This window comes from Variovorax dokdonensis (assembly GCF_030316895.1).
GTDB lineage: Bacteria > Pseudomonadota > Gammaproteobacteria > Burkholderiales > Burkholderiaceae_C > Variovorax > Variovorax dokdonensis.
In genome coordinates this window covers 1646548-1669223 of record NZ_JASZYV010000001.1, presented here as the reverse complement: position 1 = coordinate 1669223, position 22676 = coordinate 1646548, and the positions used below count along the sequence as shown (strand labels likewise).

The 22676-nt window shown below is 66.7% G+C and carries 9 protein-coding genes; 2 read left to right on the top strand and 7 right to left on the bottom strand.

Annotation, left to right across the window (positions count from 1 at the left end; all coding sequences use genetic code 11):
- Positions 1 to 10 precede the first annotated feature (10 nt).
- A complete protein-coding gene (locus QTH91_RS07675) occupies positions 11 to 1663 on the bottom strand; it encodes an isovaleryl-CoA dehydrogenase (RefSeq protein ID WP_286659393.1) in 1653 nt (550 codons plus the stop codon).
- 231 nt (positions 1664 to 1894) lie between these two features.
- Here QTH91_RS07675 and QTH91_RS07670 point away from each other — a divergent pair, with 231 nt between their 5' ends.
- Positions 1895 to 2767: a bile acid:sodium symporter family protein gene (locus QTH91_RS07670; protein ID WP_286659392.1), complete on the top strand. Its 873-nt coding sequence runs from the start codon at positions 1895 to 1897 to the stop codon at positions 2765 to 2767.
- Here QTH91_RS07670 and QTH91_RS07665 read toward each other — a convergent pair.
- From QTH91_RS07665 to QTH91_RS07640, 6 genes are all read right to left on the bottom strand, one after another.
- Complete coding sequence (locus tag QTH91_RS07665) at positions 2764 to 4875, bottom strand: site-2 protease family protein (RefSeq protein WP_286659391.1); 2112 nt, start codon at positions 4873 to 4875, stop codon at positions 2764 to 2766. The genes QTH91_RS07670 and QTH91_RS07665 overlap by 4 nt on opposite strands.
- A gap of 5 nt (positions 4876 to 4880) precedes the next feature.
- The gene (locus QTH91_RS07660) at positions 4881 to 6233 is read right to left on the bottom strand and encodes an efflux RND transporter periplasmic adaptor subunit (protein WP_286659390.1); all 1353 of its coding nucleotides are present in this window, start codon (positions 6231 to 6233) and stop codon (positions 4881 to 4883) included.
- Positions 6230 to 7003, bottom strand: coding sequence for an efflux RND transporter periplasmic adaptor subunit (locus QTH91_RS07655; protein ID WP_286659389.1), 774 nt, complete (start codon positions 7001 to 7003; stop codon positions 6230 to 6232). The genes QTH91_RS07660 and QTH91_RS07655 overlap by 4 nt, the downstream gene beginning before the upstream one ends.
- 2 nt (positions 7004 to 7005) lie before the next feature.
- Positions 7006 to 8541: a TolC family protein gene (locus tag QTH91_RS07650; RefSeq protein WP_286659388.1), complete on the bottom strand. Its 1536-nt coding sequence runs from the start codon at positions 8539 to 8541 to the stop codon at positions 7006 to 7008.
- A 14-nt stretch (positions 8542 to 8555) separates the two neighbouring features.
- The gene (locus QTH91_RS07645) at positions 8556 to 20864 is read right to left on the bottom strand and encodes a cadherin-like domain-containing protein (protein WP_286659387.1); all 12309 of its coding nucleotides are present in this window, start codon (positions 20862 to 20864) and stop codon (positions 8556 to 8558) included.
- 210 nt (positions 20865 to 21074) lie between these two features.
- Entirely contained in the window at positions 21075 to 22019 is a 945-nt protein-coding gene (locus tag QTH91_RS07640) for an adenylate/guanylate cyclase domain-containing protein (protein ID WP_286659386.1), read from the bottom strand.
- A 322-nt stretch (positions 22020 to 22341) separates the two neighbouring features.
- On the opposite strand from QTH91_RS07640, the gene QTH91_RS07635 reads away from it, so the two are divergent.
- Complete coding sequence (locus tag QTH91_RS07635; protein ID WP_286659385.1) at positions 22342 to 22674, top strand: hypothetical protein; 333 nt, start codon at positions 22342 to 22344, stop codon at positions 22672 to 22674.
- Positions 22675 to 22676 lie beyond the last annotated feature (2 nt).

The window sequence follows — 22676 nt, the reverse complement described above, 5'->3', positions numbered from 1 at the left end:
AGCCGGAGGCTCAGGCCGGCAGCGCGCGCTCCAGCAGCGCGTCGACATCGATGCCACGGGTGTCGATGGCACCCACCACGCGTCCCCACTGGGCATCGAGCCGCGTCGCCACGAAGGCATCGGCCACCGCCGCGGGCGCATGCTTGCGAAGAAGGACGGCCTGCGCGGTCAGCACCAGGCGCTGGGCGAAGCGGCGACCCAGCCCTTCAAGTTCGGACGGATCGGTGGCCAGCATCTTGCGGAGCGCCGCCACCTCGGCCTGCACGGCGGCGTCGGCGCTGGCGCCTTCGGCCAGTTCGTCCAGCAGGTCGAAAGCGGCCTGGGGCTCGCGGCCGATGGCACGCATGACGTCCAGGCACATCACGTTGCCCGAGCCTTCCCAGATCGAGTTGACCGGCGCCTCGCGGAACAGGCGGGCCATCGGGCCGTTGTCCACGTAGCCGTTGCCGCCGAAGACTTCCATGGCCTCGCCGGTGAGTTCGACGGCGCGCTTGCACACCCAGAACTTCGCAGCCGGTGTGATGACGCGCTTCCAGACACGCTGCGCGGGATCGTCGCCGTTTTCGTACGCCTGCGCCAAGCGCATGGCCAGCACCAGCGCTGCTTCGCTCTCGAGCGCCAGGTCGGCCAGCACACCGCGCATCAGCGGTTGCTTGACCAGCACGTTGCCGAAGGCCTTGCGCTGTCGGGCGTAGGCGATGGCCTGCACCGACGCTTGGCGCAACATGGCCGCGCTTCCCAGCACGCAATGCAGGCGCGTGTAGGTGGCCATCTCGATGATGGTGGGAATGCCCCGCCCCTCCTCCCCCAGGAGGATGCCCCAAGCGTCCTGGAACTCGACTTCACTACTTGAATTGCTGCGGTTGCCGACCTTTTCCTTCAGGCGCTGGACGTGCACCGGGTTCTTCGTGCCGTCCGGCTTCCAGCGCGGCACGAAGAAGCACGACGGGCCGCCGTCGGCAGTGCGGGCCACCACCAGGTGCGCGTCGCACATCGGTGCCGAGAAGAACCACTTGTGGCCGCGGATCAGGTATTCGCCACCGCGACCACCCGCGCCGACCGGCGTGGCCGTGGTGCTGTTGGCGCGCACGTCGGAGCCGCCCTGCTTCTCGGTCATGCCCATGCCGATCCAGATGGAGGACTTCTGCTCGATCGGCACGTCGCGCGGATCGTAGGCGTCGTTCATCAGCTTGGCGCCGTAGGTGGCCCACAACTGCGGTTCCTTGCTCAGCACCGGGATCGACGCCTGCGTCATCGACAGCGGGCACATGGCGCCCGCCTCGACCTGACCTTCCATGTAGAAGTGCGCCGCCCAAGCCGTCCAGCGGCCTGGCCTGGCCGGCTCCTTGAACGCCAGCGACACCGAGCCAGCCTCGCGGTGCATGCGCATGAGTTCGTGCCAGCTGGGATGGAACTCGACACGATCGATGCGTCGGCCGCGCGCGTCAAAGGCGTCGAACTCCGGTGTGTGCCGGTTCGCCAGTGCCGCCCATTCCCAGGTCCGCGCGTCGCCCAACCTGGCGCCGTAGGCAGAGAGCGCGTCGCCCGCCCAAGCTGCGCCTGCACGCTCCATGGCCTCGCGCAGCGGCGCATCGGTGGCGTAGAGGTTGTAGTTGGTCAGTTCGTCGAACTGATTGCTGATTTCGTGCGTCTGCCAATCCATGTGCGGCTCCTCGGGGCTCGTGCGGCGCGCAGCCGCGTTGGGTCGATCGACGAGTCTAAGAATTTCAGGCGGCACAGGTGTTCGGATTTGCACCGCGCCCGCGCCCGCGCCCGCGGACACGCCGGGGCGACCATCCCTGCGGTCATGCCGCGGCCACGCGTGCGTGTTCAGATTTGCCGGATCTGCGGCCTTGTGTTTTGATGAAAGCCGCCTTTGCTCATGGGATCGGAGATGGACCTTCAAGAACTGATCAAGCTTTGCCTGCAAGCCAGCGTCATCATCAGCGTCTATGCGCTGGGGCTGGAGGCGACACCGAAAGACCTCGTCTTTGTACTCAAGCGCCCTGCCCTGCTGGTGCGCGCGCTGCTGGCCATGTTCGTGATCATGCCGGTGGTGGCCATCGTGCTGTTGAAATGGTTCGACCTGCCCCATGCCTTGCAGGTGACGCTGGTTGCACTGGCCATCTCGCCCATTCCGCCGCTGCTGCCCAAGCGACAGAGCAAGGGGGGCGGGCATTCTTCGTACGCCCTGGGCTTGATGGTGTGCATGGCACTGCTGTCCCTCATCCTCATACCGCTGTGGCTGCATTTGCTCGGATCCATCTTCGGGCAGAGCTTCAGCGTGCAGATGGGCGCGGTGACGCTGGTGGTGCTCAAGATGATCATCGGCCCCATCCTGGCGGGGATGCTGGTGCGTGCGCTGGTGCCCGCCGCTGCCCAGGGCATGCTTCGCCCGGCCATCCTCTTGGCCGGCTGGTTGCTTCCGCTGGCAGGCCTGATCGTCCTGCTCGCCATGCACAGCGCCTTGCTCGAAGCGCTGGGGCATGGCGCGTGGATCCCGTTGCTGGTGTTCATCGTCATCGGCATCGCGGTCGGCCATATCCTTGGCGGACCGGATGCCGATTCACGCCTGGTGCTGGCGGTATCGACCGCCTCGCGCCATCCCGGCATCGCCTTCGCGCTGGCGGCCTTCAACTTCCCGCAGGATCGCGGTGTGCCGGCGTTGATCGCGCTCTACCTGCTGGTGAGCATCATCGCGACGATCGTCTACATGAAGTGGCTGGCCAAGCGCACAGCCGACCAGCCAGAGGCGGCCGAGTCCTAGAAGCCGCTTTCGCGGCGCAGCACGGCGGCCAGTCGTGTCAGGCCTTCGATCAGCACGCTGCGGCGTGCGCCTTCGACCTGCACCTGCCCGCGCGTTTCCTGCTGGGCTGGCGGGGCGGCGCTCAGTTGCACCAGCACATGGAAGAGCGCGGGCGTGGGGGTCAGTTCCTTGCCCGTCTTGGCCGTGGGCAGCGGTCCGCCATGACGGTTGGACAGCATCGGGCTTTCGAGCTGCGCGGTTCGGGTGGTGCCGATGGCGATCACCTTGCCGTCGATGGGCGTGAATTGCCCCTCGGGATAGAAGCGCACGCTCGCGCCCGGCTCGATGCGGTGCACCTCGTCCGGCTTGACGTAGGCATCCACCTGCCAGCTCGACGGGTCGTACAACACGCCGATGGACTCGCGCGTGCCGATCCACTGCCCTGATGACCACTGCGGATCCACGTCGCGCCACAGCCCCGCAAAGGGCGCCTGCAGGTGCAGGCGCTCGATCTCGGAGCGCGCCGCGCTTCCCTCCTGAAGCTCGACGCCCAGCCGCTGGCGCAACGCGGCTTCCTCACCCAGGCCGCCGGGATCGGCCAACAAGCCCAGCAGCCGTGCGTCGTAGCCGCGCGCTCCGGCTTCGCTGCGGCGCAGCTTCTCGTCCACGTCCGGGTGCCCCAAGGTCACCAGTGTCTGGCCTGCCGCCACCGTGCCGACAGGATGGATCTCCCGAAGCTGAGCCGGATAGGGCGCGAACACCCGAAGCTGACGCTCCGCGCGCGCCATGCCCCAGCCGTGCACCTGGGTCTGCCAAGGCAGCGCCAGCAGCACGATCAACCCACCCAGCAGCGCGCCCAGCACCCATCCGCGCGAGGTCGGGATGCCTTGGCGCGCCTGCCACCAGTGCTGCATCTCGCGCCAGATCGGCCGCAGGATGAACCAGCTGACCTCGACTGCGAACAGGAAGATGCCCAGCGCCTTGAAGAAGAACAGATACACCGCCACCGCGATGCCCGCGAAGATGATCAGCCGATACACCCACGTGGCGATGGCAAAGGCGATGAGCAGGCGCCGCTCGCGTGGCCGGAAGGGTTCTGGCCAGGGCTCTTTCAGGCCCAGCAGCCGGCGCCGGATGGCGACCTTGGCCTGTGCCTGCGCGCGCTCGTGCAGGTTCGGAAAATCGATCAGGTCCGACAGGATGAAGTAGCCGTCGAAACGCATGAAGGGGCTCGCATTGAGCGCCAGCGAAAGCACCCATGCGGTGGTCGCGAGGTAGAAGAAGGCGTCGCGCAGCGCGCCCGGTTCGCTCAGCGCCCAGCCCAGCGTGGCCAGGCCGGCGAGCCCCAGTTCGGTCAGTATCCCGGCGCTGGCGATGGCCAGGCGCGCGCGCGAACTTCGCAGCTTCCAGGCTTCACCGGTGTCGGTGTAGAGCATGGGCCACAGCACCACGAACGCGATGCCCATGTGCGCCACCTTCAGCCCCAGTCGCGTGGCGGTGAGCGCGTGGCCCATCTCGTGCAGCGTCTTGCCCACGATGAGCGCAAGCGCGAAGCCGAGCAGGCCCTCGGGCGAGAAGGACTCGATCACCGCGTTCTTGAAAGTGTCCCACTGGTGCGCGACCATCACCAAGCCGAGCAGGGTCAGCGCGACCACCAGCCAGGCCGTGAAGGGATGGAACAGCCCATCTAGCCGTCGGGCCAGCGACTGGAGCAAGCGCTGCGGCCGCACCAGCGGCACGCGGAAGAACAGGTAGTGATGCAGCCAGCCCTTCCAGGTCAGCCAGGGGTTGCCTTCGCTGCGCTGGCGAAGCCGGTCGACCGCATCGTCGCCAGGGCGCAGCAACTGGTGCTGTTCCAGGAACTGGCGGAACTGCAGCACCTGGTCCGCGTCAGGCTTGAGTGCGGTCTGGCTCGCAATCTGCTCGCTGATGCGACGCGGGCTCTGTCCCCAGCGCAACAGGCATTCGAATTCGAACCAACCGATGCGATAGAAGCGATTGACCACGGTGTCCTGGATCATCCAGGTCGGTTCGCCGTCCGCGCCTGCGGCCGCTTCGCCGAGGCGCAGGTCTTCGCGCAGCGGCGGCACCGGCAGCTCCGCGGCCATGGCGGCGGGATTGACCATCATGATCGCTACCAGCCCAGCCAGGCGCGCGCCGTCGAAATCGGCCGGCGCAGCAGGTAGTAGCCCAGCACCACACGCCCGCCATAGAGCTTGGCCGTGCCATGCAGGCCGAGCCGGCGCTCCGGCCCTTCGCCTTCCTCGATGCTGACCAGCAGCCGATAGGCGACCACGCCTTCGTCGGTCGTGCGCGCCTGGTAGCTGGTCTCGAGGATCTTGCCTTCCAGCGGCGTCAGCGGATAGGCGGCCAGATAGAGCGTGACGCGCGCACCCGGTTCGAGCGCGATGGCATCGGCCACGGGAAGCTCGACACGCATGGCCGGCTTGGACGGGTCGGCCACCTGCAGGATGCGCTCGCCGGTGCTGACGGGCTTGCCGATCCAGTCGTTGGGATCGCTGTACACCGCCACGCCAGCGCGCGGCGAGACCACCTGGGTGCGCTGCAACTGCGCCAGCACGCCCGACAGCTCCGACCGGCGCTGCTGCGCCTTGCCGGTCAGCACGGTCAATTCGCCCTTGCTCTGCGGATTGTCGAAGGCCCGCTGGCTCGCCGCGATGAGCTCGGCATCGGCCACCGCAACCTCCTTGCGCAGCACGTCGGCTCGATTGCGCAGCGTGGTCTCGTCGAGCGTGAACAGCGGCGTGCCGGCTTCCACCGGCTGGTTGGGGCGCACCTGCATCCTTGCGATCACGCCATCGATGGGCGAGCTGATGACCTGGGCCTCGCGCGAAACGATTTCGGCCGGCGCGAGCGCTGTCTGCCGCACCGGAACCAGCAGCAGCGCTGCCAGCACGGCCAGTCCAAGCAGGACTTGACGCTTGCTCGGCCGCCAACCCCGCAACTTGCCCTGCCCGCTCAAGGTGCCCCAGCAATAGGCCCAGGTGCTCCACAGGCCTTGCAGCGGCTGCAGCAAGGGCTCGGGCGGCGGCGCATCCTGAAGGAAAAGTGCCAGGCCCAGGCGCTCGCCGTTTCGGCCGTGCAGGGGCACGCACCAAGCGCCGGCCGGCCACCACTCGGCCCAGCCGTCAGCCACTTCGGCAGGTGGATCGAGGTCGGCGCGGGCCACCCAGGCCGGCTCCCGCCCTGTCACTTTCGGGCCCAGCCAGCGCATCGCGCGGCGCAGCCAGACCAGGTAGGGCGAGTCTTCCTGCGGCTTGGCCAGGCCCGACACGCAAAGCAGTTCGTAGTGCTGCGCGCCGTGCTGCGCAAACACCAGCGCCTGACGAAAGCGCAGCAGCGGATACAGGTCGTTGGCGATGCCGAACGCAAGCGCGTTGAGCGATTCGGCGGCCAGGGCCTTGTCGCGCAGCGCCGCGATGGTCAGCAGCAGTTGCGGGGGCGGTAGTTGCAGTCGGTCGTTCACTGCGCGGCCGGGAAGCGCGCCACGCCGCTCATGCCGGCGATGAGGTCCGGATAGGCCTTGTCGAGGCGGGCCTCGAGTTCGACCGTCTGGGCGATCGCGTCGACACGGGCGCTGATGGCACTGACCTTGGCGGGATAGGTCTTGCCCGTCTCCATGATGGTGACCTGAAACGCCTGGCCCGGCTGAACCTGCCGGATCATGGCCGAAGGCACATTGAGCCGCACCTTGAGCGCGCTGTCGCTCACCAGGTCGAACAACGGCGCTCCGGCCTGCACCGTCTGATAGGGCTTGGCGTAGACCTTGGCCACGCGCGCATCGAAAGGCGCGCGCACCTGGCAATAGCCTGCCTGGGTGACGGCCAGGCGCCGCTCGCCCAGGGCCTTCTGCATCGCGGTGTTGGCCATGGAGACCTCCAGGTCACCCACGGCGTTGAGGTCGCGCAGGCTTCGCTTGGCGTCGAGGTTCTCGCGCGCCTGCGCCAATTCGGCCTCTGCGATGTTGGCGCGCGCCTGCTGCTCGCGGCATTCCAGCGGGGCCATCAGTTCGCCCTTCGGCACGTTCTGGCCGAGCGAGAACTTGAAGGCGCCCAAGGTGCCGTTCATCTGCGCGGCCAGCGTGGTCTCGAGCTCAGGCACCAGCAGAACGCGGATGGCATTCGGATCGATGACGGCCGGCGTCGGCGGAACAGCGGGCGCTGCGCTCGATTGGGCAAATGCCGCGCTCGCCATGGCCATGCACAGGGCAGCGGCCCCACGGAACAGGAATCTCATCTTCACTTGGCCAGGTTGGGGCTGCCGTCGCCAGGCACCGCGCCGATCAGCCGGTAGGTCTCCATGTTGTTGGTGATGCGCTCGATCTCGGCGGCCAGCGTCTTCACGTCGTGGCTTTCGATTTCCTTGGGAAACACATCCAGGCCCACAGAGTTGTACAGGCGCCCCCAGGCGGCTTCCGCGGCCGACTGCGCTGCCTCGCGCTGGTAGCGCGACAACAGGTAGCGTCCCTCCGCACGGATGACTTCCAGCTCCGAGCCGACCGAAGTCTTCCTGGCCGAACGCGAGTAATCCAGCAGGTCGGTATCGACTTTCAGGCTCTGGTTGGCGAACTGCAGCTCCTGCATGGTCAGCGCATAGCGCAGCGCACCGATGCGCACTTGCGTCAGCACCGCCATCGACAAGGCGACGCGGCGCATGTCGTCGGTCTTGGCCTGCGACTCCTGCGCCGCATTGAGCGACGGCAGCTGCAGCAGGCGCAGCAGGTTGATCGACACATCGATGCCCGCGGCGCGCCAGTGCTCGTTGTAGAGGTAGGCGTTGGAGTCGTAGCGCGCGCCCAGCGACACGCCCACGTTGGGCCACAACTGCGCCTTGGCGATGTCGAGATCGCGCTGGTTGACCCGGGCGCGATACCACTCTTCCTGGATCTCCGGGCGGCGGACGAGGGCCAGTTGCTCCAGCTGCGAAAGATCAGCCCCGAGCTTGGGCAGGCTGGGGTCTGGCGCATCCACCAGCTGCATCGGCGCGCCCGGCGGCAGCGACATCAGGGCACGCAGTTCGGCCTGCGCGAACTCGAGGTCCTGCCGCCGCGCGGTCAGCAGCGAGACCGAGTCGAGCAAAGCACGCTGGTAGGCCAGGATCTCCTGGCGCGGCAACAGCCCCTTGTCCTGGGCCTCGCGTGCCTGGCGCAGCGCGTCCTGCGTGCGCGCCAGCAGCCCGTCCACCTGCGGCAGCAGGCGCTGGGCGCCCAGTGCCCGCCAGTAGGCGCTGCGCACGTCCTGCAACACGTTCTGTGCCACCTTGCGACGGCGCTCTTCGGCCATCAGCATCTGGTCGGCCTTCTGCGCGGTGCGGTAGTAACCCACGGCAAAGTCCAGCGTACTCCAGGAAAGCCCCAGGCCGGCGACCGTGTGATAGCGCTCCTCGGACGTGGAAGGCCGCAGGCTCACCTGCCGGTCCTCGATGCCGATGGACGTGCCGCCCGAATCGTTGTTGCGGCCCGACCTGCCTGCCGACGCCACGAGGCGCGGCAGCATTTCGTGGCTGGAGACATCGCGCAGGTTGGCGGCCAGCGCACTTTCCATCAGCTTGAGCCGATAGTCGAGGTTGTACTTGAGGGCTCGCGCCGCCGCCTCGTAGAACGTGATCGGCCCCGTCACGGGCTCCTGCTGCTCGTACATGCGCAACTGGTCGACCTTGGCGCGATCCTTGTTCTCGTCCTCCGTGAATGGCTTGGGCTCCTTCACCGCGGCGCATGCTGTCAGCAGCACGGCGATGCCGATCGAAACAGGCGTTCTGAGTCTATGGATGGGCATGTATCGGACTTTTTTTATTGAACGAGATGTGAATACAGGCGCGACGCCGCGAGCTTGAGCTGGTCGCTGAAGGCAGAGGCACTGAGCGCATGCGGATCAGCGTCGCCGTCGACGGGCACATCGGCGACGGTATCCAAGCCAAGCGGCCGCTGCGGTGGCTCCCCTGACGCAGCCTGTGCCAGCCGCGATTCGTCGGGCGACACGGCCGGGGCCTTGGCCAGCGGCGCGCGCTGGCCGCCCGCCTCGCCGTCGGGCACCAGGCGCTGCGACGGGCCGCGCGTGAGGCTTTCGGGCGTCTGCCCGAAAAGCGAGGGATCGGCCAGCAGGCCGTCCGCCGTCAACGCCACCCGGCCGTGGCGGCCCAGGAAGCGCGCCATCTCCAACTGCGCCAGCAGGTTGTTGTTGCGCACCACCTCGCCCACGTACTCGCCTTCTGTCGAGCCGAGCCCGTAGGTGACGGAAGCGGGTGGATCGAGCAGGCTGCGATCGATCACCAGCCCGATCTCGGTGCCATCTGCCGCCACGCGGTCCGCGTATTGCTGGATCGCGCTTTGGCGCACCACCGGCTGCACGAACAGGCCGGGCTCGACGCTGAGCGTGGTCGTCGGTTGCTGCGGGAACAGTTGAAAGCGGCCGAAGTAGTCCGGGCTGCCGCCATCCACGCGCGGCGCCGAGATGTCGAGGTGGATGACCAACTGCGCCAAGTCGGTCGCGCCGGCGCGGTCGACCAGCGTGTAGGTGAACACGTCCCGCAGGATCTGGCCGAACCCTGCTGCCGCCAGCACCTCGGGATTGGTCATGTCGATGCTGTAGATGTAGCTGCCGTCGGCATTGATGACCAGGGTGCCGTAGCGTCCGGCCAGGGCTTGGCCCAGCGTGCCGGTGGTGCCGCTGCCCGCCTCTTCGCCGGTGCGGATGGCGCCCACCTGCAAAGCGTCCCCGCCGTCCACGTCCGAATCGTTGGGCAGCACATTGCCGCCGGCCTGGGGCGCGACCACCTGGTCCGACGCGATGTTGCTGTCGTCGCGCGCCACCGGGTTGTCGTTGGCGCCGCGCACGACGATGAGCAGGTTGGCCTGCGAAGTTGCACCAGCGGTGTCCCGCATCACGTAGCTGAAGCTTTCGGTGAGCACTTCGCCATTGGTGCGCATGGCCTGCACCAACGGGTTGTCGTTGTCGACCACGTAGCGGAAGCTGCCGTCGGCGTTGATGACCAGCGTGCCGTAGAGGCCGGCGACGACGCCGCCCGCGTCGCCGGTCGCGCCGGTCTCGCTGGTATAGCTTTGCACCTGCTTGGTCTCGTCGTACTGCGTGCCGTCGACATCCGAATCGTTGTCCAGCACATTGCCGGTGCCGTCGCTGCCCGGGGTGCCGTTGTAGATGCCGCCGGCTTCCACCGCGACCGCTGCGTCGCTGCGGGCAACGGGGGTGTCGTTGCTGCCGTCGATGACGATCTCCAGCAGCCCGGTGTCGGTTTCTCCCAGCGGATCGGCCACCACGTAGGTGAACGAGTCCAGCAGCTTGTCGCTGCTGGTGCGCAGGGCCTGCACTTCGGGCAGGCTGTTGTCGAGGGTGTACGACCAGGTGCCGTCGGCAAAGATGACCAGGTCGCCGTACTGGCCGCGCAGCACCTGCCCGACCGTGCCCGACGAGTCGACCCGAAGCAGCGTCCCGGTGCGGATGCCGATGATGGTCATCTCGTCGCCGTCGAGGTCGAAATCGTTGTCCAGCACGTTGCCGCTGGGGTTGGTGCCGGGCGTGCCATTGTCGATGCCGCCTGCTTCCACGGCGACTGCCACATCGGGCACGGTGAACGGCGGGTTGTCGATGCCGAAGACTTCGATGTAGAGCTGTGCGCGGTCGGTCAGGTTGCCGTTGTCGCGCACCTCGTAGGTGAAGTACTCGTTGAGGAACTGACCTGGCTGCAGGCCCTGCACGTCCAGGTTCCGGGCGTCGACTCGGTAGACGTAGCTGCCGTCCGCGTTGATCGACAACGTGCCGTAAAGGCCGACGATGTCCACCGTCGTGGCCGCCACCGCGGTGAGCGTCGGGTTCGAGGCTTCCGACCCGACGCCGATGCCGGAGACCACCTTGCCATCCGGCACATCGACATCGGAGTCGTTGGGCAGCACATTGCCCACGGCGTCGACGCCCAGGGTGGGGTTGCGGATGGTGCCGGCAGCGGCGATGTCGTTGTCGTTCACGGCAAACGGCGCATCCCACGCACCGTCGATGGTCACGACCAGCTGGGCGATGTCGAACTGGCCGGCCAGGTCCACCGCGCGATAGCTGAAGGTGTCGGTCAGGCTGTCCTGGTTGCCGCCGCGCATGCGTTCGACCAGCACCGCGGCGTTGTCCACCACATAGGTGTAGCTGCCGTTCGCCTGCACGGTGAGCGTGCCGAAGCGCCCCACGATGCTGACCGGCTGCGCCACGCCCACGGCGGTGAAGGCGCCGCCGTCCGTCTCGGCGCCGGTGCGGATGCCATCCAGCCGGCGCGGATCGAGGTTGTCCACGTCGGTGTCGTTGCCCAGCAGATTGCCGCTGGGATTGATGCCCGGCGTTGCGTTGGCGGTGCCGCCCGATTCCATGGCGGCAGCCGTGTCGTCGATCGCGACCGGCGTGTCGTCCGTGCCCTGGATCGTGATGACCAGTTGCGCCGTGGCGGTCGCATTCAGCGCGTCGGCCACCGTGTAGTTGAAGGTCTCGGTCAGCGTCTGGCCAGGCAGCAGCGCCTGCACCGTCGTGTTGGCGTTGTCCACCTCATAGGTGTAGCTGCCGTCGGCATTGAGCGTGAGCCAGCCGTACTGAGCCGTGAACCGGGTGCCGACGGTACCGGCACCCGTGGCCGGCAAATCGAAGGCGGAGACACGCTTGGTCTCGCCATTGAGGTCGACATCGGTGTCGTTGGCCAGCACGTTGCCGGTGGCGTTGCTGCCCGGCGTGCCATTGGCGACGCCGCCGGCTTCGATGGCGGTACCGGCGTCGTTGGCGGCGACCGGGTTGTCGTTGGCGCCCTGGATCGTCACGGCCAGCTGCGCCGTGTCGATCAGCGTGCCGTCGCTCACCGTGTAGGTGAAGTAGTCCACCAGCGTGTTGCCCGACAGGCGCAGTGCCTGCACCGCCGCATTGGTGTTGTCCACCACGTAGGTGTAGCTGCCGTCCGCGTTGAGCGTGAGCGTGCCGTAGGCCCCGGCCAGCGCCGTGCCCACCGTTCCGGCCGTGCCGCTGCCCGTTTCCTGACCGGTGCGCACCGCCGAGACCGACAAGGCAGCCGCCAGGTTGTCGATGTCGCTGTCGTTGCCCAGCACATTGCCCGTGCCGTTGCTGCCGGCCGTGCCGTTGGCCACGCCGCCCGCCTCCACCGCGATCGCCACATCGTCTGTCGCCACCGGCGCATCGTCGGCGCCCTGGATGGTGATGGTCAGCACGGCCACGTCGGTCGCACCCAGCGCGTCCACCACGGTGTAGGTGAAGGTCTCCGTCAGCGTCTGGCCTGGGGCCAGCGCCTGCACGGTGGCGTTGGCGTTGTCCACCACGTAGGTGTAGCTGCCGTCGGCATTGAGCGTGAGCGTGCCGTACTGCGTCGCCGATGCACTGCCCACCACGCCCGCCGAGGACGTGCCATCGATCACGTAGCCCTGTACCGTCTTGGTTTCCGCGTTCAGGTCGACGTCGGTGTCGTTGCTCAGCACGTTGCCGGTGGCGTTGCTGCCGGCCGTGCCGTTGCCCGTTCCGCCCGCCTCGATCGCCGTGCCCGCATCGTCGGCGGCGACGGGGTTGTCGTTGGCGCCTTGGATCGTCACGGCCAGCTGCGCCGTGTCGATCAGCGTGCCATCGCTCACCGTGTAGGTGAAGTAGTCCACCAGCGTGTTGCCCGACAGGCGCAGTGCCTGGACCGCCGCGTTGGTGTTGTCCACCACGTAGGTGTAGCTGCCGTCCGCGTTGAGCGTGAGCGTGCCGTAGGCCCCGGCCAGCGCCGTGCCCACCGTTCCGGCCGTGCCGCTGCCCGTTTCCTGACCGGTGCGCACCGCCGAGACCGACAAGGCAGCCGCCAGGTTGTCGATGTCGCTGTCGTTGCCCAGCACATTGCCCGTGCCGTTGCTGCCGGCCGTGCCGTTGGCCACGCCGCCCGCCTCCACCGCGATCGCCACATCGTCCGTCGCCACCGGCGCATCGTCGGCGCCCTGGATGGTGATGGTCAGCACGGCCACGTCGGTCGCACCGAGCGCGTCCACCACGGTGTAGGTGAAGCTCTCCGTCAGCGTCTGGCCTGGGGCCAGCGCCTGCACGGTGGCGTTGGCGTTGTCCACCACGTAGGTGTAGCTGCCGTCGGCATTGAGCGTGAGCGTGCCGTACTGCGTCGCCGATGCACTGCCGACCACGCCCGCCGAGGACGTGCCATCGATCACGTAGCCCTGTACCGTCTTGGTTTCCGCGTTCAGGTCGACGTCGGTGTCGTTGCTCAGCACGTTGCCGGTGGCGTTGCTGCCGGCCGTGCCGTTGCCCGTTCCGCCCGCCTCGATCGCCGTGCCCGCATCGTCGGCGGCGACGGGGTTGTCGTTGGCGCCTTGGATCGTCACGGCCAGCTGCGCCGTGTCGATCAGCGTGCCATCGCTCACCGTGTAGGTGAAGTAGTCCACCAGCGTGTTGCCCGACAGGCGCAGTGCCTGCACCGCCGCATTGGTGTTGTCCACCACGTAGGTGTAGCTGCCGTCCGCGTTGAGCGTGAGCGTGCCGTAGGCCCCGGCCAGCGCCGTGCCCACCGTTCCGGCCGTGCCGCTGCCCGTTTCCTGACCGGTGCGCACCGCCGAGACCGACAAGGCAGCCGCCAGGTTGTCGATGTCGCTGTCGTTGCCCAGCACATTGCCCGTGCCGTTGCTGCCGGCCGTGCCGTTGGCCACGCCGCCCGCCTCCACCGCGATCGCCGCATCGTCTGTCGCCACCGGCGCATCGTCGGCGCCCTGGATGGTGATGGTCAGGTTCGCGATGTCGCTCAGCCCGCCCACATCGGTGATCTCGTAGCTGAACACGTCCTGCAGCGTCTGGCCTGCCGACAGCGCCTGGACGGTCGGATCGTTGTCGTTCACCACATAGGTGTAGCTGCCGCTCGCGTTGATGGTCAACGTGCCGTACAGGCCGGTGATGATGGTGGTCGGCGCCACGGGCGACAGAGGACCAGCCTCCCCCTCGGGCACGTTGCGCACGCCGGTGACGGTTCGGCTTTCACCGTTGGTGGGGCTGTCCACGTCCGTATCGGCCACGCCGCCGTTGGCATCGCCCAGCAGAACGTTGCCGGTGGCGCTGCTGCCGGCCGTGGTGTTGTTCGTTCCCCCGGCCTCCACGGCGGTACCGGCGTCGTCCGTCGCGACCGGCGTGTCGTTGGCGCCCTGGATGGTGATGGTGAGCGTTGGCGTGTTCAGCGCCGCGGCGTTCGCCGAATCAGCCAGGGTGTAGGTGAACACCTCGGTCAAGGTCTGGCTGCGCAGCAGCAACTCCTGGACCTGCGTGTTGGCGTTGTCCAGAACGTACCGGGCGGCGCCGTTGGCGCGCACGTACAAGGTGCCGTACTGACCAACGATCGCATGCTCGGTGCTGCTGTTGTCGTTGTCGGCGATGTTCACGGAACTGCCCGTCGACGGATTCGTCACGTTGGTCAGGTGCAGCACGTCCCCATTGGTGGCGATGTCGACATCGGTGTCGTTGGCCAGCATGCTGCCCGATGGATTCACGCCGGGCGTGCCGTTGAAGGTGCCGCCGGCTTCGATCGAGATGGCGACGTCGTTCACGCCGACCGGCAGGTCGTTGACCGGTGCCAGGACGATGGCCACGGTGTCCACGTCCTGCAACTGATCCTCGACGGGTTCGCCGGGCGTGCCGTCGTTGTCGGCATCGCCGTAGTTGCCCCGGTCTCGGGTCGTGACGGTCAGCGTGTCGTTGCCGTTGTAGTTGGCGTTGCCCAGGTAGGTCAGCCGGGCCAGCAGATTGTTGAGGTCGGCCACATTGCCGCTCAAGGTCATGGTCGCGGTGCCAGCGCCCGTGATGGTCAGGCCGGCGGGTGCCGTTCCACTGAAGTTCAGCACGCCGCGGGTCACGGCCAGCGTGACATCCAGGACCCCCGCGGTCGGGCCGTTGTCGATGTCTACATCGCCGACGGTGATGGCCCCGAGGTTCAGCACCACATCTTCCAGGCCGGCTTGTTGCCCCGGAACCGTGTTGACCGGCGCATCGTTGATCTGCACATAGCCCACGTTGGCGCCGTTAGTGCCACCCTCCCCGACAGTGCTGGCCACCTGCCCCAAGGTGCTGCCATCGGTGTCGATCCGTGGGCGCATCTGACCGATCGGGTCCAGCTGCGAGATCACCGTCGGGGCCTCGACACGGTAGTTGCCCGCCGCCAGCGCGCTGAAGTAGAAGACGCCGTTGCCGTCGGTGACGGTCGAGAACTCTCCGTCGTCATTTGTACCGAAGACGCCGTCGCCGCCCGCCCATCGCAGCGTGATGTTCTGCCCGGCCAGTAGCGGGCCGTCAGGTGTGAGGCTGGTGGTTGCCGACTTCGTGTCGTCCCACAGGGTGCCGGAGATCAGGCCCAGCCCTGCGCCTTCGGCAACGCGATAGTCGTTGACGCCTCCGCTGCCGTCGCGCTCTCCATCGGCACTCGCATCGGCACCGACATCGCTGCCGCCCCATTCGGTGAACGTCTCGGGCAGGCTGCTCCAGGTGAGCACCGCATCGGTGGTGGCGTAGGCCGTCTTCGCATCCACCGTCACGCTGTAGTTCACCACCACACTCGTGCCGGCGGCGATGCTCGCAAACTGCAGGTGGATGCCGGTGCTGTCGGACGTATTCGTGATGCCGGCGTCCACGAACTGCTGGGCAGTGGTCAGCACCTGGCCGTTGATCGTGATGCTCGACAAGGTGTAGCTATTGACCCCCGCAAAGGCGTCGTTCAACTGCACGTCGTAGGCCGTGGCGTTGCCGCTTTGCGTGAACGACACGGACACGTCAGCGGTGCTCGTCGTGGCACTGGCGTTGGACTCGAAATCGGTCACCTGCTTGACCATGCCAGTGAAGGCGGGCTCGACGATCACCTCGTTGAGCGTATCGGTTGCGCGAGCCCCGCTGCTGGCAGTCACGGCTTGCGCAGACACGGCGAGCGTGGTGCCCGCGACGTTGCCGGCTACGTTGGCGACCCGCGCATTGAACTCGATCACCACGCCTTCCAGATCCGAATCGGCTTCCGAATTGGTGATGTTCCCGAGTTGGAAAGTCACGACGGTCCGTCCATTGACCACTGCGGTCGTCACCACGCCGGCCGCGATCGTGGCATCCGGACTCTGGCCGCTCAGGTCGGGCTTGATGAACTGGCCAATCTCGCTTTCGCTGTTTCCTGTGACAAACAGCGTACCGTCGGCGTTGAGGGTGACGGTACTCGTCACACCACCATTGGAGACGATCGCGATCTTGATCGTGCCGTCGTTCTGGAAGACCAATCCAGCATCGAGCGTGACCTGCACGCGATAGCCGTTGTTCAGACCCTCGGGGATCAAGGACACCAGCCGGTAGCGCACAAGTTCTCCCACGGCCACCGTCTCCAGTGCTCCACCGGTGCCGCCATCCGCGGGCGGTGTCGAGTCGAGTCCACCGATGCGCGAAAGCTGCAATGCGCTCGCCACCGGCACCTTGGTGACGGCTTCGACGCGGTAGTCGTTGAGCGAACCCTGGTTCAGCAGCCCATCCGTGCCAGTGCGCTCGCCGCCCGCAGCGGTGACGGGAACGGTGTCGTTCAGGCTGGTCCATTGCACCTGGGCCGTGCTGTCGATGCTCTGGCCTTCGACGGCCTCCGGCGTGACTTGCGCCGTCACGCGCAGCGTGATGCTGCCGCCGGCCAGGATGTCGACGTTGGCCCCATCGGCTGTGCGCAGGATGCCGTCGGCACCGAGCACGAAATCGGGCCCGCCGTTGCTCGTCGCGCCGCCGCCGTAGACGGCCGAGCCGATCAGCGCAACGTTGGTCAGCAGCGGAACGGGGACGTTGCCAGCAGTCGGAAAGGCCTCCAGCAAGCTGATGTCGTAGGCGTCGTAGCCGCTGTTGTTGGTGATGGTGATCGTGTATTCGATCAGGTCGCCGCCATCCACGCCGATGGCCGAGTCGATCGCGGATGTCTGCGTAAGCGTCAAGGTGGGCTCGCGCAGCGTGACCGACGGCTGCGCGCCCGTCATGGCCACCGTGCGGTCCACGGCTGCGCCGGCGGGTGCATCGCCGTCCGGGTCGCTGTAGACGATCTGAGCGACGTTGCTGAGTACGCGGCCCGCCTGGTTGCCGCTTTCATTGCTCGCCACCAGGCGCACGCGGATCACGAAGCTGTTGTTGCCCGCGTTGTTGTCGGCCGAGGTGGCGTTCGCACTGAACGTCATGCGCGCATCGACGCCGTCTGTGCCAATGGCGCCGCCGGAGCTTACCGACACGCCGCTCACGCTGCCGTTGAAGTCGGCCGCCAGGGCGCCGCTGCCGCCCGCGCCGGCCACGGTGATCAGCTGATAGCCCTGGCCACCGCCGAAAGACATGTCCAGCGCCAAGCCGGGCGGAATCAGGTCGTCGATGCGAAGGCTGTTGGTCGTGCCCTCGGGCAAGGTGACGACGATGTCGTAGAGGATGGTTTCGCCCACCACGACGTCGGAGCCGACCGTGCCGGCCGAGCTGGTGTCGCTCGCGTCCAGCGTGCCATCCGCGAACACCTTGGTGATCGTCGGTGCCGCCACCTGCTGGGCCGAGATGTCGGTCGGATCCACGGGGGTGAAATCTTCTCCGCCCTTGACCGACGCGTATCTGTTGAGTTCTGCGACCGTCTGAAGCGTGCTGTCGGCTGCAATGCTCGACGTCACCTGGACGTCGTAGATCAGGACGAGCACGTTCGCTCCGCTCGCGTCCGCGGCGCTTCCCGGTCTGCCGGGCAGCAGAGAGGCACTGCCGGCCACCGGATCCTGAAAAATCACGACGTTGCCCGTCACGATGTAGTCGACGTCGTTCACCAGTTCGGTGCCGTCGCCGCGGAAGACGCGCAGCGTCCCGGACAGACTGCCCGTCGCGAAGGAAAGGCCCAGAGGCAGCGTGACCGTGGTCCTCACGTCGTAGGCTCCGCCGCCCCCGCTGTTTTCGAGGGCGGTGGCCATGCGAATGGTGTCGGCCCCATCGAGGCCGCTGATATCGCCGTTGACGTCGGTGATCTGCGTGACTGGCGACGTGAACGGCACGCCGGTGTCGCCAGGCAGGGCCCAGCCGTTGGCACCGGCGCCGGTGATGGTGCCAAAGCTGCTCGACACCACGCCTTGCGAAATCGAGACCACGGGCTCGGCGATGGACGAGATCGGCGCCGCGTCTTCAGAGGTGAGCGTATCGCCGGCCGAAGTCAGTTGGTTGGACTGCGCGATCACCGCCACCGTGCGCTGGTCGCCGAATGGCGTGTCGGACACCTCCATCGTGAACAGGATCTCGACGCGTCGGCCCTGCAAGAACGGCGAGTCGTGATCGCCGAAGTCGAACACGATGTAGTTGCCGTTGACCACGCTGGTCGGCGCGCCGACCAGGGTGTCCGTGATCGTGTGGTTGGGCCCATAGGCCCATTGGCCGACGGCGTTCCCGTTGGTCCAGCTGATGCCACTCACGTCGAACAACGGCAGCGGCATGTAGGCGCTGAGCGTGAAGCTCTCGTAGTCGCCGGTCTGCAGGTCGTAGCTGATGCGGAAGGTCACCACGTCGCCAGGCCGCAGCTCGACATTGGCCGGCGCCGCTGCGCCGTTGACCGTGTCCACGATGATGTCGATCTTGTTCACCGGCACGTCGATCGTCGTGCCATCGCTGTCGGAGGCCTCGCCCCCGGTGTTGAAGCGGTCCACCAGCACCGTGCCGGTGATGGTGGCGTTGTTGCCGATGGAGTCGCCTTCGTTGATGGAGCCGCCATCGCCGACGTAGCTCTGGTCGATCGTGGTCTGGTAGGTGATGGTCGCCACGGTCTTGCCGTCGACGACGCTGTCGAACGCCAGGTCGCCCACAAGCGCGGCCAGTGCGGCGCCGTTGTCGCGGATCGCCTGGGCCAGATCCAGCTCCATGGTCCACAGGCCGGTGGCCGGATCGTAGGTTCTGCTGGTGGGCGTGATGGGCACGGTGACCGTTGTGCCGTTCATGGTGAAGGTGAACACGCCGGAGCCATCCACCAGGGTCTGGCCGTTGCTCGCCTGGTCGATGATCACGAGCCGGCCTTCGTCCAGCGGCGTGCGCCCGAACGCAAAGTAGTCGGACATCTCGACGTTCAGCGTGTAGGTGACTGTGTCGCCTGGCGAAGCGCCTGTCGAGCCCACGTCGGTCGTGATCTCGGATTGCTTGTAGACCACCATCGGCAGGACCTGGAAGGCCTGCGAATTGCCGCTGCCGCTGAGCTGCGCGCCGTCGGCGGGCACGTCGCGGGTGTCGAGGGGCGTCCAGGTTGCCGTGGCGGTCGGCGCCGCGATGTTGACCGTGGCGGGCGCTCCCGTGACCGGATTGAGGATCGGAACACCGTCGGAGTCGACTTCCGGCACGTAGAAGTTGACCGTCGTGTCGACCGAACCGCTCAGCTGGCTGTACGTCACTTCGTAGTGGCTCAGGTAGGCGCCTGCGGCCAGCGTCGACGCGATCACGCCCGAATCGGTGATGACCGTGCCGTCCTGCAGCGTGATGGAGCTGACGGTGCCGTTCGCGCCAGGCACGATGCTGGTCACGATGATGTCCTTCGGCAGGTCCTGCTCGATCACCACATTCGTCAGTTGCTGATCGCTGGGCGTGCTGCCGGTCACGACGAAGCTGCGCGTGAAGTTGGGTCCGGTGGCGGTCTGGTCGTCCGGGACCATGTCCGTCAGCGTCAGATCCACCATGGTCGGATTGACCACGTAAGCGTGGGTTGCGCTTTCGAACTGCGACGGATCGACGGTCGGATCATCGGCCGAGGTGTTGCCGAACTGGAAGCCGCCGCGCGCACGAATGGACAGCTGCGGCGCGCCATCCGTCAGGCTGGTGTCGGCCAGGTCGCTCAACTGAAACGTGAGCACGACGTTGACCGGCGGCTGGCCCGAGATGATGCTGGCCATGGGCAACTGCACCACCACGAACTGGTCGCCCGCACGCAGGCCGTAGTCGGCGGCGTAGACGATCACGGGTTGCCCGGTGATGTCCTTGGCCAGCGGGTGCGTGGCCTGTCCGTTGGCGTCGAAGGTCAGCACATAGGACTTGATGACCTGACCCTGGTAGGTGGCCGAGACGAAGGTGACGCCATCGTCCACCTCGGCGCCCACGCCATCCTTGCCGGTCGCCGGGATGAACACGTCGATGAACGGGGCATAGCCCACTTCGGCCGCAGGGTTGGTGAACGACGCGGTGACGGTGAAGGTGCTGCCCAGCAGCACGTCGTCGCCGCCGGAGGACAAGGTCACCGTCGGCGTAGCCAGGAGGCCGTCGAACCCGGCCAGCGCGTCGGCACCGAGCACCAGCGCCTTGTCGACCTCGCCCGCGGTGGTTTCGAGAACCCAGTTGCCGCCGTCGGCGGTAGCGCCGGTGGCATCGGCGGACGCGCCGACATCGGCGCCGGTCCAGCGCGCGAGCTCGTTAACCAGTGTCTGGCCCGCCATGCCGGCGCCCACGTTGCAGCCGTAGAGCTGGATGTCGGCATCGACCGTCAGGTAGGCCTGCCAGCCTTGCAGTTGCGGCGCCAGGTCATCGACGTTGTTGGCGCTGATGAGCGCACTGCCCAGACTGAACTGGCCCGCCGCGCCATGCGACAGGATCTGGATCGAATCCACCTGCCCCAATTGGGCAAGGGCGGCAGAGATGGCCGCCAGACCATCCTGGGCAGCATCGACCACCAGCACTTTCACATCCGGGCCGACCTGCGACTGCAGTTGTTCCGCCTGTTCCACGCGGCTGTCGATCACCAGCAGATGCTGCGGCGCGATGGTGGGTGCGGCAGGTTCGCCCTGGGCCGCCTGCTCGCGCGCCGTGGCGGGCTTGGTGGTCTCGGCGGCGGGCGTGGGTTGCGTGTTGCTGCGCTCGGCGCTCGGGGCCTCGGTCGGTCGGGTGGTATCGCCCTGGTGCTGCTGGTCGGCGGCTGCAGCGGCAGCACCGTCGAACATGATGCGCGGCTCCAGTGCCAGAGCGCGGCTTTGCGGTCGAAGGACGGGACTGTCGCCGGTCGATGCGGATCGCGACTCGGGCACGGTCGCAGCTGCTCGGTCAATCAGCGCCTGGCCGCCGGAAAGCCCCCATGTCTTCATCAGTGCCCCGAACAGTCCCATGCCATCGTTCTCCTTGGTTAGGGCAGCTTCGACGGGCCGCAGGGAAAGATTGCCATGTGTCCCTGCCGCATCGTGTGTGCGTTCGCCCGCAAACAGCAAGCGGCGGCCCACTTATCCCTATTCAAGCCGGAGGATAAACGAGTCGAACCGGTATTTCAGACGAACTGCACAGGTGCAAGGGAAATTTCATCTTGCATGGAAACGCAATCGCTACAAGCTGCGACGCGCCAACTGAAGGCCGCCGCCGGTGGTGTTGAAAGAGATCGTGGGCGCGCTGAAATCGGACAACGCAGCGCCGAGGCCGATTTCCCCGCTGCCATGCAACACGCATTCGTCGCGCCGTAGTGCGATCTCGTTGCTCGCGCCCGTTGCGGTATGAAAGCGCACCCATGTGCCATAGGTGCTGATGTCAACCAAGACGCACGTCCCGTTGCGTGCCTCGATGCGCGCATGCAGGCGCGACACGCGTGGGTCGTTCACGACAAACTGGGCTTCGTCGACTCGGCCGAGATGGATGGGCAGATCTTCCGCGCGAAACCTGCCGCGCACGTCCAGCCATGTCAGCTCGATCTGGCCAAAGCCGGTATCGACAGGCTTGGCCGGCGGCATCAGCGTTGCCGGCATGGTGAGGAACTCGGTGACCTCGTCCTGCCAGTCGATCCGGTAGACCACCGGCATTTCGTTCTTGCCACGAATGTTGATGGGGCCGAGGTTGCGGCAGCGGGCATCGATGCCGTGCAACTGCTCGACGACCGATTCCGTGGCCCAGATCTGGCTGGGGCCAGCCAGGTCGCTGAGCCGCGACGCGAGGTTGACGGCGTCACCGTAGCAGTCGCCGTCGATCTCGACCACGTCACCAGCGGCAACGCCGATCTGCAGTTCCATGCGCAGGGCCGCCGGCCAGGTCTGAAGCCGCTTCTGATGGTTGCGCTGTAACTCAAGAACGGCATGAGTGGCTGACGCGCCATCGGCAAACACCGCGAAGACGCCATCACCAAGCGACTTGACGACGCGCCCGCCCTGCCGTTCGCATACACCACCGATCCACTGGATCAGGCGTGTGACGACATCGGTGGCACGAGCATTGCCCATGGCCTCGAAAACCCGAGTGCTGCCCGTCAGATCCGCGAAAACGACCGTGGCGTGGACGCCCATGTGAGTGTTGACTGTTTCTGGCCTGCCAAGAATGCGTTTTCATTATGGCAAAGCGGGAGTTCCATACGGAGAAAAGCTGCTTTGACGACGGCCCAGGGGTCCCTCGCCGATGCTTTTTTGCACTAACCGAACCGCCTCCGCGCCCCCATCTGCAGACGTTCAAAAAAAGTTAATACGAAGGTAGCCATTTCTGAGACGAGTTCGAGGAAGTGTGTGAAAAATGTTGTTTTCAAACAAGATTTCGGGGACCTCCTCCTTGTGAAGGATCGCAGCAACATTTAATGTCTCTCTGCAACCAATAGTCACCGGCATATCCGGAATCATGAAATTGCGAAAGCTACTGCGTCTCTTGCCACTGTCAGGTTTCGGTCGCCGCCGCACCGAAGATCGCCGTGCGGGCGAGATCCGCACGGCCATGCTCCAGATGCTGCGCACCCACGGCCGGGACTACGGCATTGTTCGCGTGGCCCAGAAGGTTCAGTTCGCAGACAACCTCGAAGCGCTCTGGTACCTGCGCCAGGACGTGATGACGGCGTTGAGTGATTTCGACGGAGAAAGTGCGGCGCGGCATCAGATGCGCCAGATCAACCGCATGTTCAAGGGCCGCCTGCCGGACGCCCTGGGTCCCCGCGACCATCGCCGCCTCGGCGCCTGAAC